Source organism: Ensifer sp. CCNWLY38 (genome assembly GCF_037120565.1).
GTDB lineage: Bacteria > Pseudomonadota > Alphaproteobacteria > Rhizobiales > Rhizobiaceae > Ensifer > Ensifer adhaerens_H.
In genome coordinates, this window is record NZ_JBBBBO010000008.1 from 58,623 (window position 1) to 72,309 (window position 13,687).

General features: G+C 63.2%; 12 protein-coding genes. 6 read left to right on the forward strand and 6 right to left on the reverse strand.

Annotated elements, in window-relative coordinates; genetic code table 11:
* Positions 1 to 108: 108 nt before the first annotated feature.
* From V7S54_RS18045 to pssA, 3 genes are all read left to right on the forward strand, one after another.
* Entirely contained in the window at positions 109 to 1,995 is a 1,887-nt protein-coding gene (locus V7S54_RS18045; RefSeq protein WP_336408661.1) for an ABCB family ABC transporter ATP-binding protein/permease, read from the forward strand.
* Positions 1,996 to 2,110: 115 nt separating this feature from the next.
* Positions 2,111 to 2,809, forward strand: coding sequence for a phosphatidylserine decarboxylase (locus V7S54_RS18050; protein ID WP_065374474.1), 699 nt, complete (start codon positions 2,111 to 2,113; stop codon positions 2,807 to 2,809).
* A gap of 9 nt (positions 2,810 to 2,818) precedes the next feature.
* On the forward strand, positions 2,819 to 3,694 hold the full coding sequence (gene pssA, locus V7S54_RS18055) for a CDP-diacylglycerol--serine O-phosphatidyltransferase (RefSeq protein WP_057252733.1): 876 nt from the start codon (positions 2,819 to 2,821) through the stop codon (positions 3,692 to 3,694).
* Positions 3,695 to 3,769: 75 nt separating this feature from the next.
* On the opposite strand, the gene V7S54_RS18060 is transcribed toward pssA, so the two are convergent.
* From V7S54_RS18060 to alr, 5 genes are all read right to left on the reverse strand, one after another.
* The gene (locus tag V7S54_RS18060) at positions 3,770 to 4,510 is read right to left on the reverse strand and encodes an SDR family NAD(P)-dependent oxidoreductase (RefSeq protein ID WP_065374475.1); all 741 of its coding nucleotides are present in this window, start codon (positions 4,508 to 4,510) and stop codon (positions 3,770 to 3,772) included.
* 12 nt (positions 4,511 to 4,522) lie between these two features.
* Complete coding sequence (gene purF, locus V7S54_RS18065) at positions 4,523 to 6,013, reverse strand: amidophosphoribosyltransferase (RefSeq protein ID WP_065374476.1); 1,491 nt, start codon at positions 6,011 to 6,013, stop codon at positions 4,523 to 4,525.
* A gap of 145 nt (positions 6,014 to 6,158) precedes the next feature.
* The gene (locus V7S54_RS18070) at positions 6,159 to 6,782 is read right to left on the reverse strand and encodes a CvpA family protein (protein WP_057252728.1); all 624 of its coding nucleotides are present in this window, start codon (positions 6,780 to 6,782) and stop codon (positions 6,159 to 6,161) included.
* A 231-nt stretch (positions 6,783 to 7,013) separates the two neighbouring features.
* A complete protein-coding gene (radA, locus tag V7S54_RS18075) occupies positions 7,014 to 8,417 on the reverse strand; it encodes a DNA repair protein RadA (protein ID WP_065374477.1) in 1,404 nt (467 codons plus the stop codon).
* Positions 8,418 to 8,574: 157 nt separating this feature from the next.
* Positions 8,575 to 9,714, reverse strand: coding sequence for an alanine racemase (gene alr / locus V7S54_RS18080; protein ID WP_065374478.1), 1,140 nt, complete (start codon positions 9,712 to 9,714; stop codon positions 8,575 to 8,577).
* Positions 9,715 to 9,867: 153 nt separating this feature from the next.
* Here alr and V7S54_RS18085 point away from each other — a divergent pair, with 153 nt between their 5' ends.
* The 3 genes from V7S54_RS18085 to V7S54_RS18095 all read left to right on the forward strand — a co-directional run bounded on the left by V7S54_RS18085 (position 9,868) and on the right by V7S54_RS18095 (position 11,807).
* Positions 9,868 to 10,725 (forward strand): AraC family transcriptional regulator, encoded by an 858-nt coding sequence (locus V7S54_RS18085; protein WP_065374479.1) that lies wholly within the window; start codon positions 9,868 to 9,870, stop codon positions 10,723 to 10,725.
* 120 nt (positions 10,726 to 10,845) lie between these two features.
* Positions 10,846 to 11,499 carry an AzlC family ABC transporter permease gene (locus V7S54_RS18090; RefSeq protein ID WP_065374645.1) on the forward strand — a complete coding sequence of 218 codons (654 nt, stop codon included), beginning with the start codon at positions 10,846 to 10,848 and terminating at the stop codon, positions 11,497 to 11,499.
* Entirely contained in the window at positions 11,496 to 11,807 is a 312-nt protein-coding gene (locus V7S54_RS18095) for an AzlD family protein (RefSeq protein WP_065374480.1), read from the forward strand. The genes V7S54_RS18090 and V7S54_RS18095 overlap by 4 nt, the downstream gene beginning before the upstream one ends.
* A 110-nt stretch (positions 11,808 to 11,917) precedes the next feature.
* Here the strand turns inward: V7S54_RS18095 and V7S54_RS18100 are convergent, their stop codons facing one another.
* Positions 11,918 to 13,420, reverse strand: a complete 1,503-nt coding sequence (locus V7S54_RS18100) for a replicative DNA helicase (protein ID WP_065374481.1) — start codon at positions 13,418 to 13,420, stop codon at positions 11,918 to 11,920.
* Between the last annotated feature and the right edge of the window lie 267 nt (positions 13,421 to 13,687).

Genomic DNA, 13,687 nt, shown 5'->3' on the forward strand with positions numbered 1-13,687 from the left:
CAACGAGGCGCCGCTTTTCATTGAACGGTGATGGAAAGCACGGTGCGGCAAGGCTCGTGGGGCTTCCTAAGCCGTCAAGCAGCGCGAAACGTAAGAGCGGATCAGAACGTGGCACCCGAGAAAAAAACTGTTTCGGCCGATACGAGCAATCCGTTGCAGACGATCGCCAATCTCTGGCCCTACATGTGGCCGACGGACAGGGCCGACCTCAAGCTCCGGGTCATCTGGGCGACGGTCATTCTGATCATCGCCAAGGTCGTTCTGATCCTCGTTCCCTATTCCTTCAAGTGGGCAACCGATGCGCTGAACGGCAAGCCGGATGCCTTGGGCTTCCTGCCTCAGTTCCTCACCGGCGCGGTGATGCTGGTGCTCGCCTACAATCTCGCGCGCTTGCTTCAGGCCGGCTTGAACCAGCTTCGCGACGCGCTGTTTGCAAGCGTTGGCCAGCACGCGGTTCGCCAACTTGCCTACAGGACCTTCGTCCACATGCACCAGCTCTCGTTGCGCTTCCATCTGGAGCGGCGCACCGGCGGTCTTTCGCGCGTCATCGAGCGCGGCACCAAAGGCATCGAGACGATCGTCCGCTTTACGATCCTCAACAGCGTGCCGACCCTGATCGAGTTTCTGCTGACGGCGGTGATCTTCTGGTGGGGCTACGGTTTCAGTTATCTGTTCGTGACGGCCGTCACCGTCTGGCTGTACATCTGGTTCACGGTCAAGGCGAGCGACTGGCGTATCGCCATCCGCCGGTCGATGAACGACAGCGACACCGACGCCAACACCAAGGCGATCGACTCGCTGCTGAACTTCGAGACGGTCAAGTATTTCGGCAACGAGGAGATGGAGGCGCGCCGCTTCGACAAGTCGATGGAGCGTTACGAGGCAGCGGCGACTCAGGTCTGGACGTCGCTCGGCTGGCTCAACTTCGGCCAGGCGCTGATCTTCGGCGCCGGCACGGCTGTCATGATGGTCATGTCGGCGCTCGCCGTTCAGCGCGGTGAGCAGACGCTCGGTGATTTCGTCTTCATCAACGCAATGCTGATCCAGCTTGCAATTCCGCTCAATTTCATCGGCTTCGTCTACCGCGAAATCCGCCAGGGCCTGACCGATATCGAGCATATGTTCGACCTGCTTGATGTCCGGGCCGAGGTGGTGGACCGCCCCGATGCCACCGAACTCGCGATCGGCAAGGGGGCCATCGCCTTCAAGGACGTGCATTTCGCCTATGATCCGGCGCGACCGATCCTCAAGGGCATCAGTTTCGAAGTGCCCGCCGGCAAGACGGTCGCGGTCGTCGGTCCGTCGGGCGCCGGCAAGTCGACGCTCTCCCGGCTGCTTTATCGCTTCTACGACGTGCAGGAAGGGACAATCACCATCGACGGGCAGGACGTGCGGACGGTCACGCAAAAGAGCCTGCGCTCGGTCATCGGCATGGTGCCTCAGGATACCGTGCTCTTCAACGACACCATTGCCTATAACATCCGGTACGGCCGGGTCTCTGCCAGCGAGGCCGAGGTCGAAGCGGCCGCTGAGGCGGCACAAATCGCCGGCTTCATCCGGACGCTGCCGGAAGGCTTCCAGGCCACGGTCGGCGAGCGTGGCCTGAAGCTCTCCGGCGGCGAGAAGCAGCGCGTCGCGATCGCCCGCACCATCCTCAAGGCGCCGCCGATCCTGATCCTCGACGAGGCGACATCGGCGCTCGACACGCGCACGGAACAGGAAATCCAGTCGGCGCTCGACGTGGTCTCGCGCAACCGCACCACGCTCGTGATCGCCCACCGGCTTTCGACCGTGATCAACGCCGACGAGATCATCGTGCTGAAGGATGGTGTCATCGCCGAGCGCGGCACCCATGGCGAGCTGATCGACCGCGACGGCCTCTATGCGTCGATGTGGAGCCGCCAGCGCGAAGCAACGCAGGCCGAGGAGCAGCTGAAGCGCGTGCGCGAGAACGACGATCTCGGCATCGTCACGCGCGGCGAGCCGGCGATCTGATGGTGTTTCTTTCTTTGCTGAGCGCGACGCGTTTTGTCGCTGTCTGGCGGGTGACGTTGCCCGCCAGGGCATTTCGCGCTAGTTCACGTTCCACGGAAAATCTGGAGTAGAGTTTATGAGCCTGGTCAATACGATCCGCAACACGCTCGTACCGGTGCACAAGGAAGGATATCGCTTTGTCGCGATCTTCTTTGTCGTGTCGCTGGTGCTTGGCTTCCTGTGGGAGCCGTTGATGTGGATCGGCTTCGTGCTGACCGCCTGGTGCGCCTATTTCTTCCGCGACCCTGAGCGCATGACGCCGATCGACGACGATCTGGTGATCAGCCCGGCCGATGGTCGCGTCTCGTCGATCGCAACCGTGATGCCGCCCGAGGAACTGAACCTCGGCTCCGAGCCGATGCTGCGCATTTCGGTATTCATGAATGTCTTCAACTGCCACGTGAACCGCGCGCCGATGGCAGGTACCATCACCCGTGTCGCCTATCGCGCCGGCCAGTTCGTCAACGCCGAACTCGACAAGGCGAGCCACGAGAACGAGCGCAACGGCCTGGTGATCGAGACCAAGCACGGCGCCATCGGCGTCGTCCAGATCGCTGGTCTCGTTGCTCGCCGCATCCTCTGCTGGAAGTATGAGAACGGCTCGCTGGACGCAGGCGAGCGCTTCGGCCTGATCCGCTTCGGCTCGCGCCTCGACGTCTTCCTGCCCGCAGGAGCCGAGCCGCGCGTCAGCGTCGGCCAGACTGCCGTTGCCGGCGAGACCGTGCTTGCCGAGTTCGGCTCGGCCAAGGGCCCGGTCCTCAGCCGTCGCGCATAAGGAGTGTACATGGAAGGCTCTGAACAGGAAAACCCAGCCGAACCGCCGAAAGCTACCGGCGACGCGAGCGGTTCAAACGACACCGGTCGTGGTCCTCGGCTGCGCGAGATACCGCTGCGCCTGATGATCCCGAACCTGATCACGGTGCTGGCGATCTGTGCCGGTCTCTCGGGCATTCGGCTCGCCTTCGAAAACCGCATCGAGCTTGCCGTTGCCATGGTCTTGCTCGCGGCCTTCCTCGATGGCATCGACGGCCGCGTTGCACGCCTGCTGAAGGCGACGTCGAATTTTGGCGGCCAGATGGACTCGCTCGCCGATATCATCAATTTCGGCGTAGCACCGGCGCTCGTGCTCTACGTCTTCATCCTGGATCAGGCCCGCTCGATCGGCTGGATCGCGGCTCTGATCTACGCGATCGCCTGTGGCCTGCGGCTTGCGCGCTTCAACGTCATGGCCGAGCGCCAGTCCAAGGCGCCGTGGCAGTCGGAGTATTTCGTTGGCGTGCCGGCACCGGCGGGCGCCATGCTGGTCCTGCTTCCGGTCTATCTCGGCCTCTTGGGCTTGGCGCCTGAGCGCACCTTTGCGCTGATTGCATCGGGCTACACCGTGCTCATCGCCTTCCTGCTGGTCAGCCGTCTGCCGGTCTGGTCCGGCAAGTCGGAAAACAGCCGTGTGCGCCGCGATCTCGTCCTGCCGGCCATTCTCGGTGTCGTCTTCTATGTCGCGACGCTGATGACCTACACCTGGGAGACGATGGCAGTGACGGCCCTTGGCTACCTGATCACGCTGCCCTTCGGCGCGCGCTCCTGGCAGCGCAAGTACGGCGGCGACTGGCCGGCGCATCCGTCGACGGGTGGGGACGGCCTGCCGGGTGACAAGGACTGACTGAGGTTCAGCAAGGTACAAAAAAGGCCACCGTGGTGACACGGTGGCCTTTTTGTTTGGGAAGCGCCTCGAAACTTACTCCGGCATCCGGTAATCGACGATCTTGTCTTCGCGGACGATGTAGAGCTTGCCGGTCTCGGTCTGCTGCGGACCGACGAGCGGCAGAATCTTGGCGGCAACTTCGGAGGGATGCGGCACGGTCTCCGGATCCTCGCCGGGCATCGCCTGCGCGCGCATTGCCGTGCGGGTGGCGCCGGGATCGACACAGAGGATACGCAGCGGCAGGCGCTGCGTTTCGCCGGCCCAGGTGCGGGCCAGAGCCTCGACGGCGGCCTTCGACGCGGAATAGGGCCCCCAGAAGGGCCTGCACTTGTGGGCAGCGCTCGAAGACAGGATCAGCGCACGGCCGGCATCCGACTTGATCAGCAGCGGCTCCAGCGAGCGGATCAGCCGCCAGGTGGCGTTGACGTTGATGGTCATCACCTTGTCGAACACCTTGGCCTCGACATGACCAATCGGCGAGATCGTGCCGAGCACGCCGGCATTGGCGACCATGATATCGAGTTTGCCCCAGCGCTCGTTGATGGCGCCGCCGAGTTTGTCGATCGCTGCCATGTCGGCGAGGTCGAAGGGCACCAGCGTCGCCGAACCGCCCGCCGCCTTGATCGCGTCGTCGAGTTCTTCAAGCCCGCCGACGGTGCGCGCACAGGCGACGACATGGGCACCGGCCTTCGCCAGTTCGAGAGCGGTGAAATAGCCGATACCGCGTGATGCGCCGGTGACCACGGCCACCCGGCCTTTGAGATCGATCGTCATTTTATTGTCTGATTATCCGTTGCTGGCGAGAACCGAGAGTTTGCGGACATTGCTGGCGCCTTCCTGGTCGAGAAGGCGGGTCGGATAGTCCCCGGTGAAATAGTGGTCGGTGAACTGCGGTGCCTTCGGATCGCGCTTTTCGCCGCCGACCGCCTCATAGAGGCCGTCGATCGACAGGAACTCGAGCGAATCCGCGCCGATGTAGCGGCACATGGAAGCGAGGTCTGCATGCTGGTTGGCCAGCAGCTTGTCGCGATCCGGCGTGTCGATGCCGTAGAAGTCCGGATGGAAGATCATCGGGCTCGCGACCCGCACATGCACTTCGCGCGCACCGGCCTCCCGCATCATCTGCACGATCTTCACCGACGTCGTGCCGCGCACGATCGAATCGTCGACGAGGATGATGCGCTTGCCTTCGATCATCGCACGGTTGGCCGAATGCTTGAGCTTGACGCCGAAGGCACGGATCTGCTGAGTCGGCTCGATGAACGTGCGACCGACATAGTGGTTGCGGATGATGCCGTATTCGAAGGGAATGCCGCTTTCCTGGGCATAGCCAAGCGCTGCCGGCGTGCCGCCGTCCGGCACTGGAACCACCACGTCAGCCTCGACGGGCGCCTCCTTGGCGAGGTTGATGCCCATGTTCTTGCGCGACACGTAGATGCTGCGACCGCCGACGACCGAATCCGGGCGGGCGAAATAGACATATTCGAACAGGCAGAGGCGTTCCGGCTGCGATACCTCCGGCTTGCGAGAATCGATCGAGATCGAACCGTCGGGCTGGATCTCGCAGATGATCACCTCGCCGTTCTCGACATCGCGGACGTAAGTTGCGCCGATGATGTCGAGCGCGCAGGTCTCGGAGCAGAAGATCGGCTTGCCGTCGAGTTCGCCCATGACGAGCGGTCGGATGCCGATCGGATCACGCGCGGCGATCAGCTTGGTGCGCGTCATCGCCAGCATCGAGTAGCCGCCTTCCATCTGTCGGATGGCGTCGATGAAGCGGTCGGACGAGGAGGCCTGCTTGGAACGGGCGATCAGATGCAGCACGACTTCGGTGTCGGAGGTCGACTGACAGATGGCGCCATCGGCGATCAACTGACGGCGAACGGTGAGGCCGTTGGTGAAGTTGCCGTTGTGGGCGATCGCGATGCCGCCGACTTCAAGTTCGGCAAAGAGCGGCTGAACGTTGCGCAGCGCCACTTCGCCCGTTGTCGAGTAGCGGGTGTGGCCGATCGACATGAAGCCCGGGAGCTTCGCCAGCGTCGCCGGGTCGGTGTAGTGATCGCCGACGAGGCCCATGCGCTTTTCGGTGCAGAACTGCTTGCCGTCGAAGGTGACGATGCCGGCGGCTTCCTGGCCGCGATGCTGGAGCGCATGCAGGCCGAGCGCCGTCAGCGCCGCCGCGTCCGAGTGCCCCAATATGCCGAAGACGCCGCACTCTTCGTGCAATTCATCGCCTTCGAGTTCATCGTGGATTTCCATGGATCTCAGATCGGTCATCACTGTCGCCTTTGCTCCGTACCGGTGCGCATATCGTGATCAGGCCCGCCATCTTCAAGCGATCTTAGCTGAAAACGGCTGCAAGCGTTATTCCCCAAAAGGACAAAGCCCGCGGGGCGGGCTTTGTCGGCAAATCGTTCCTGTCTCAACCGTTGGTGGCCGGTGCGTCGTCGGCGGGCGCTTGCTCCGGCGTCGTCGACGGTGTCTGGCCGGGGGTCGCCGCCGGCGCTTCGCCTTCACCTTCGCCGGTGGTGTCCTTGCCGCGCAGGCGGTCGAGAATGGTGGCATCGGCTTCTTCAGGCAAAAGCGCGATCAGCTTGTTGCCGAGATTGTCGAGCAGCGGCTTCGATTTCGCCTGGGTTACCCAGGTCGGCTGCTGCTGCGGAGCGACGAGCCAGTTGAAGAACAGCATGGCGACGACGACCAGCAGGATGCCGCGGGCGGCACCGAACAGGAAGCCGAGGGTGCGGTCGAGCGCGCCGATGCGGCTGTCGATGATGAAATCGGCAATCCGCATGGTGATGAAGGAAATGATGATCAGCGCGACCAGGAAGATCACCGCCGCCGATCCGATCAGCGCGACGGTGTCGCTATTGGTGTACTGTTTGGCATAGGGCAGAAGCTGCGGGTAGAGGAAATAGGCAGCTGCGGCCGCACCCACCCAGCTCGCGACCGAGAGCACCTCGCGCGAGAAGCCTCGAACCATGGCCAGGATTGCGGAAAACAGAGCGACGCCGAGAACGATACCGTCGAGAATTGTAATGGGCATTTTGTCCTTACTCCGGACCCGGTTCGTCCGGGTCTCCTCAAGCCTATCCGCCATCGGCCCTGCTTGACGTTCAGGGCATTTTCAGCCTCTTCGCGGCCCCTACAGCGCCGCGCGTCCTTTCGGGCGCGCAAAGGTCGCTGTAGCGCTCAGACCTGCTGCATGATTTTGTCCTTAAATCGATCCCGATCTAAGGAATTATGCAGTAGTGGACGGTCTGCGACACCCGCATCCTCAATCTTCGTCCTCCACCGGTCTCAGCGCGTTTCGCGATCCCGCGATGCGCGCCACCAGATCCGGCAGGCTTTCCATTTCGCTCCATCGGCCATTGCCGTTTTTTGGCAATTCGGTGGACGCGGACGGCAAGACCGCCTGCGAGAACCCGAGTTTCTCGGCTTCCTTAAGGCGTTGTGCGGTATGCGCAACCGGCCGGATGGCGCCGGACAAGCTGACTTCGCCGAAATAGACGCAATCGGCAGGAAGGGCAAGCCCGGCAAGCGATGAAACCAGTGCGGAAGCCACAGCTAGATCGGCAGCAGGCTCCGAAATGCGATAGCCGCCGGCGATATTGAGATAGACGTCGTGCTGGCCGAGCCGTACGCCGCAATGGGCCTCGAGCACCGCAAGGATCATCGACAGGCGGGCCGAGTCCCAGCCGACGATAGCGCGCCGCGGCGTACCGAGTGAGGTCGGCGCGACGAGCGCCTGCACTTCGACAAGAATGGGGCGGGTGCCTTCCATGCCGGCAAAGACCGCGGCGCCCGGCGATTTTTCGTTGCGTTCTCCGAGGAACAGTTCCGACGGGTTGGCCACTTCGCGCAGACCCTTGTCCGACATTTCGAAAACGCCGATCTCGTCGGTCGGGCCGAAGCGGTTCTTGACGGTGCGCAGGATGCGGTAGTGGTGGCCGCGGTCGCCTTCGAAGTAAAGCACCGCATCGACCATGTGTTCGACAACGCGAGGGCCGGCGATCTGGCCCTCCTTGGTGACGTGGCCGACGAGCACGACGGCGGTGCCTGTCTGTTTGGCGAAGCGGATCATCGCCTGCACGCCGGTCCGAACCTGCGTCACCGTGCCGGGCGCCGAATCGACGAGGTCGCTCCAGAGCGTCTGGATCGAATCGATGATCACCAGATCGGGACGCTTGCCTTCCGAAAGCGTCGCCAGAATGTCCTCGACATTGGTTTCGGCGGCCAGTAGCACGTCGCTGTCGGCAGCACCCAGGCGCTGCGCACGCAGACGCACCTGCGCCACGGCCTCCTCGCCCGAGACATAGATGACGCGGTGCTTGCGGCGCGACAGCGCTGCGGCCGCCTGCATCAGCACGGTCGATTTGCCGATGCCGGGATCGCCGCCGACGAGCAGCGCGGAGCCCCTCACGAAGCCACCGCCGGTCACCCGGTCGAGTTCCGAAATCCCGGTCTGGATACGCGGCGCATCCTCGATCTCGCCGGAAAGCGTGGTGAGCGCCACCGGGCGACCCTTCTTCGGCGCGCGCGTCGGACCACCGCCGATACCGGCGGTCGGGTCGTCCTCGATGATCGTGTTCCACTCGCCGCAGCCTTCGCATTTGCCCGCCCAGCGGGTGTGGACGGTGCCGCAGTTCTGGCAGATGAATTGGGTACGGGCTTTCGCCATCAGGATCGGACTTTCGAAATCTGGGAGCCGCCGGCACACATGCGAGGCGGTGCCGCCGACGACAGGAGAATCACCTTTGTCGTCACATAATGCCGCGGAATGCGGAACAAAAGGTGAATTTTAGCGAAGGCCGCAAGGAAAATGCAGGAAAGCCACGTCAGACGGCGCCGACATAGTTCCTGATGTAACGATGCCCGAGGCTGGTCAGCAGCTCATAGCCGATGGTTCCGCCGGCGCGCGCCACGTCGTCAATGGCGATGTTTCGGCCGAAAAGCTCGATGTAATCGCCCGGCCGCGCTGCACCTGCCGGCAGGTCAGTGACGTCGAACAGGCTGAGGTCCATGGTGACGCGCCCCACATGCGGAACGCGCTTGCCGTGCAGGAAGCCGAACGCCCCTGACGGGGTTGCCTGCCGTAGAGTCACGCCGCCGCCGGAGACCGAACGATGGTAGCCATCGGCGTATCCGACAGCGACGGTGGCGATGCGGCTGTCCCTGTCGAAGCGGGCGGAGGCGCCGTAGCTCGCCGTGCCTCCGGCCGCGACCTCGCGGATCTGGATGATCCTGGCCTCGGCGGTTACCACTGGGGTCATCGGGTTGATGGCATCGTTGACCGCCTCGCCGCCATAGACGGCGATGCCCGGCCGGGTGAGCTCGAAATGATAGTCGGCGCCCAGGAACACACCGCCGGAATTGGCAAGGCTTGCATCAACGCCGTGATAGGCGGCTGTGGCTTCGCGGAAGCGCCCGAGCTGGTAGGCGTTCAACGGATGCTGCGGTTCGTCGGCACAGGCGAGGTGGCTCATGATCAGCACCGGCGAGAAGCTGGCGGGTCGCGCCGGGTCATTGGCAAGCGCCACGGCGGCCTCGACCGAGAGGCCCAACCGGTTCATGCCGGTATCGATATGCAGCACGCAGGGGTGGTCGCCGCGCTCGGAAAGAGCCGCCATGAACACCGCAAGCTGCTCGTCGGAATTGATGATCGGCACCAGGTCATTGTCGAAGAAGAGCTCTTCGTTGCCCGGCCACATGCCCGCGAGAATGTAGATGCGGCCCTCCGGAACGAGGGGGCGCAGTTCCGCACCTTCCTCGGCATTGGCGACGAAGAAGTCGCGCGCGCCGGCGGCATAGAGGGCAGGGGCTGCATCATCGATGCCGAGGCCATAGGCGTCCGCTTTCAGGACCGCTGCCGCCCGCGCCTTGCCGGAGCGGGCATTCATCGACCGCCAATTGTCGGCAAGCGCACCGAGATTGATCGTGAGGCGGTTGGAGGCGGAAAGAAATTCTGGGGGGAGCATGCCGGACACTCTTCGTGGACGATACGAAGAGCAATACAGCCAACGGCCCATGGTCGCAAATGCTCGCCGGTCGCATCGCGGTCACGCGGCCCTGAAGGAAGGATGAGCACTTTTGTGCAAGACGGGATCGCCTCGGGTCACTATGGTTGTCCAATGCAGACGATTTCGCAGGAAGAAGCCATAGAGGTCATGCCGATTGAGGGCGCCGAGCGCACGCGCTTCTGGCGCGATCCTCGGTTCATGGGCATGGAATGTCTGACGGCGACCTTCATTACCCATGAATTCGCGCCGCACGCGCATGAGACGTTCAGCATCGGCGCGATCGAGGCCGGCTCGCAGATCAGCAAGATCAAGGGCGAGCGCTCTGAAGCAGGCCCTGGGTTCTTCTACCTGATCAACCCTGACGAAATCCACGACGGCCACCCCGGCGGCAGCGGCTACCGCTATCGCATGGTCTATCCGAGCGCCGATCTGCTGGTGAACATCATCGAGGACGTGACCGGTCGCGCTTTCAAGGGAACGCCGTCCTTCTCGAGGCGGGTGCTGCAGGATCCGGACCTCGCCTTGTCCTTTCATCAAGCGCACCGAACGCTTGAGCTGGCAGGTGGCACGCTCGAGGCCGAGGAAAGAATGTTCGGCGTGCTTGCGGCGATGTTCGAGAGGCACGGCAGTACGATCATCACCCCGATCGAGACGCGCGAGCAGTCCGCCGTGCATCGGGCGCGGGACTATCTGATCGAGAATTATGCTGAAGAAGTCGGGCTCGAGGAACTCGCCAAGGTCGCAGGGCTCAGCCGCGCGCACCTGATCCGCGCCTTCCGCAAGGAATTCCATATCACTCCGCATGCCTTTCTGACCGACAAGCGCGTGCGCGCCGCCAAGACCTTGCTCAGGCATGGCTGGTCGGCGGTGGATGCGGCCTATCAGTGCGGCTTCGCCGATCAGGCGCATTTCAGCCGCCACTTCAAGGCGCGCACCGGCGTGACACCCGGCGCCTTCCGCGCCGGCTGATCACTTTCGTTCAATACAGGACCTGCTTCCGCCTATAGACGTTCTCCGTACGTGTGAATGGAGACAGGGACGTTGCAGGTAAGAGATGCGTTGCAGGAATTTCGGGCCGCGGCGATCGCGATGACGCCGCTGATCGTAGCCGTCATGCCGATCGGCCTGGTGTTCGGTGCAGTGGCGGCGGCCAAGGGGCTGACGCCGGCGGAGGTGACGCTGATGAGCGCACTGGTCTTTGCCGGTGGGTCGCAATTCGTCGCCATGGATATCTGGACGCATCCGGTGTCCTGGGCCGCACTCGGCTTCTCGGCCCTGCTCGTCAACATCCGCCATGTGCTGATGAGCGCCTCGATCGGCAGCAAGCTTGACGGGTTCTCCGGACCGGCGCGCTACGCGTCGATGCTGCTTCTCGCCGATGAAATCTGGGCCATGGCCGAGATGCGCGCGAGCAATGGCAAACTCACGCCCGCCTGGTATGCCGGCCTCGCCGTGCCCTTCTACTGCGCTTGGGTCCTGACGAGCCTGACGGGCGCGATGGTTGGCGCCCTGCTGGGCGATCCCAAGGTCATCGGCCTCGACTTCGCATTCCCTGCCGTTTTCATCATCCTGGTCATGGGTTTCTGGAAGGGGCGCGAAACGGGTGCCGTTCTCGCCGCGAGCGCTTGTGCGGCCGTGGTCACGCATCAATTGCTGCCGGGCGTCTGGTACATTGCGGCGGGTGCTGCAGCCGGCGTCGTCGTGGCTATGCTTTCAGGCGGACACAAGGAGGCCCACGCATGAGCGTCGATCTCAACACTTTGCTTGCGATCCTGGCCATGGCCGTCGCGACGATCGCGACCCGCATCGGCGGTCTCGTGCTGATCCGCTATGTGACGATCGGAGAAAACCAGAAGCGCGCCCTCGAGGCCATTCCGCCGGCGGTTCTGATGGCGGTCATCGCTCCGACGGCACTGGTCACCGGCCCGGCCGAAACGATTGCGGCTGCGGCGACTGCCGTTGCTGCAACCCGGCTGCCGCTCTTGGCATCCGTTGCCGTCGGCGTGATTTCGGTGGCGCTGTTACGTCAGGTTCTAGGCGCCGCCTGGTAAAAGGCGGTGCCGGTTGAGCCCATCACGCTTGGGCGGCTCGTTGTGAAGTAGAGCGGGATGGGAAACCGCAAACATTTTTCCCATCCCGCTCCGGCCGCCCCCACGGAACTCTAGTGTTCTTCGTACTGGGTGAAGGAGGGATCGGCGAGATCGGTGAAGCGCGTGAATTCCGACTGGAAGGCGAGCTTCACGGTGCCGGTCGGTCCGTGGCGCTGCTTGGCGATGATCACGTCGGCCGTGCCTTTCACCTGTTCCATCTTCATCTTCCACTCTTCGTACTTCGGGTCGAACTCGTCGCGCGGCTCCAGGTTCTTCACGTAGTATTCCTCACGGAACACGAAGAGCACGACGTCGGCGTCCTGCTCGATCGAGCCCGATTCACGAAGGTCGGAGAGCTGCGGGCGCTTGTCTTCGCGGCTCTCCACCTGACGGGAGAGCTGTGACAGGGCGATGATCGGAACGTTCAGTTCCTTGCCGAGCGCCTTCAGGCCCGTGGTGATCTGGGTGATTTCCTGAACGCGGTTGTCGCTCGATTTGCCCGAGCCGGTCATCAGCTGGATATAGTCCACCACCAGGCAATCGAGGCCACGCTGGCGCTTCAGGCGCCGGGCGCGGGCGGAAAGCTGGGCGATCGAGATACCACCGGTCTGGTCGATGTAGAGCGGCACCTTCTGCATCATCTGCGAGCAGGCGACGAGCTTCTCGAAATCGGCCTCGGAAATGTCACCGCGGCGGATCTTCGACGAGGAGACTTCGGTCTGCTCGGAGATGATACGGGTGGCGAGCTGTTCGGACGACATTTCGAGCGAATAGAAGCCGACGACGCCGCCGTTCCTGGCCTTGAACGAACCATCCGCCTGGACTTCCGGCTCGTAGGCGGCGGCGATGTTGTAGGCGATGTTGGTGGCAAGCGAGGTCTTGCCCATGCCGGGACGCCCTGCAAGCACGATCAAGTCCGAACGCTGCAGGCCGCCCATGCGGCCATCCAGCGACAGGATGCCGGTGGAAATGCCGGAGAGGCTGCCGTCGCGCTCGAAGGCCGCCCCCGCCATGTCGATCGCGAGTGCAACGGCATCGTTGAACGACTGGAAGCCGCCGTCGTAGCGGCCGGTCTCGGCGAGTTCGAACAGGCGGCGTTCGGCATCCTCGATCTGGCCCTGGGGCGGCATATCGAGCGGCGCGTCATAGGCGATGTTGACCATGTCCTCGCCGATCGTGATCAGCGAGCGGCGAAGCGCGAGGTCGTAGATCGCGCGGCCGTAGTCTTCCGCATTGATGATCGACACGGCTTCGGCGGCGAGACGCGCGAGGTACTGCGCGACGGTCAGGTCACCGACCTTCTCGTCTGCCTTGAGAAAGGTCTTGATGGTGACGGGGTTCGCGGTCTTGCCCATGCGGATGATGTCACCGGCAACCTCGAAGATCTTGCGGTGCAGCGGTTCGTGCAGGTGCACCGGCTTCAGGAAGTCGGAGACGCGGTAGAAGGCGTCGTTGTTGACGAGGATCGCGCCGAGCAAAGCCTGTTCGGCTTCAAGGTTGTTCGGCGCCTCGCGATAGTGCTGGTCCACCTGATCCTTGCCGATAGGGGATAGCTTTCGCGCCGCGTCATTCATGTCGTTTTATCTCTGCCTTTGTCTGGTGTGGCACCGGTTTGCGATCTACCGCGAGCCGGGTCAAGTGCAGGGGGGACACACTCGCAAAGCGTCTCATCGCAGCCTCGCGCTTTTCCCGTTGTTCGACTGATCCACAGGCCAGGTTCACAAAAGCGTAGAATCTCGCCTTGCCACAAAATTGGCCGTTGACGCGACGAATCACCCGAGCCTTCCGGGCATGGCGAAGTGTAGCGCCGTCCTCCCCCGCCTCAAAATCCTGATCTTGAA

Coding starts and splice junctions, on each gene's coding strand:
- V7S54_RS18100 (WP_065374481.1), bottom strand. CDS start 13,420: ATGAATGACGCGGCGCGAAAGCTATCCCCTATCGGCAAGGATCAGGTG.
- V7S54_RS18090 (WP_065374645.1), top strand. CDS start 10,846: ATGACGCCGCTGATCGTAGCCGTCATGCCGATCGGCCTGGTGTTCGGT.
- V7S54_RS18070 (WP_057252728.1), bottom strand. CDS start 6,782: ATGCCCATTACAATTCTCGACGGTATCGTTCTCGGCGTCGCTCTGTTT.
- alr (WP_065374478.1), bottom strand. CDS start 9,714: ATGCTCCCCCCAGAATTTCTTTCCGCCTCCAACCGCCTCACGATCAAT.
- radA (WP_065374477.1), bottom strand. CDS start 8,417: ATGGCGAAAGCCCGTACCCAATTCATCTGCCAGAACTGCGGCACCGTC.
- V7S54_RS18060 (WP_065374475.1), bottom strand. CDS start 4,510: ATGACGATCGATCTCAAAGGCCGGGTGGCCGTGGTCACCGGCGCATCA.
- V7S54_RS18085 (WP_065374479.1), top strand. CDS start 9,868: ATGCAGACGATTTCGCAGGAAGAAGCCATAGAGGTCATGCCGATTGAG.
- pssA (WP_057252733.1), top strand. CDS start 2,819: ATGGAAGGCTCTGAACAGGAAAACCCAGCCGAACCGCCGAAAGCTACC.
- V7S54_RS18095 (WP_065374480.1), top strand. CDS start 11,496: ATGAGCGTCGATCTCAACACTTTGCTTGCGATCCTGGCCATGGCCGTC.
- purF (WP_065374476.1), bottom strand. CDS start 6,013: ATGACCGATCTGAGATCCATGGAAATCCACGATGAACTCGAAGGCGAT.
- V7S54_RS18050 (WP_065374474.1), top strand. CDS start 2,111: ATGAGCCTGGTCAATACGATCCGCAACACGCTCGTACCGGTGCACAAG.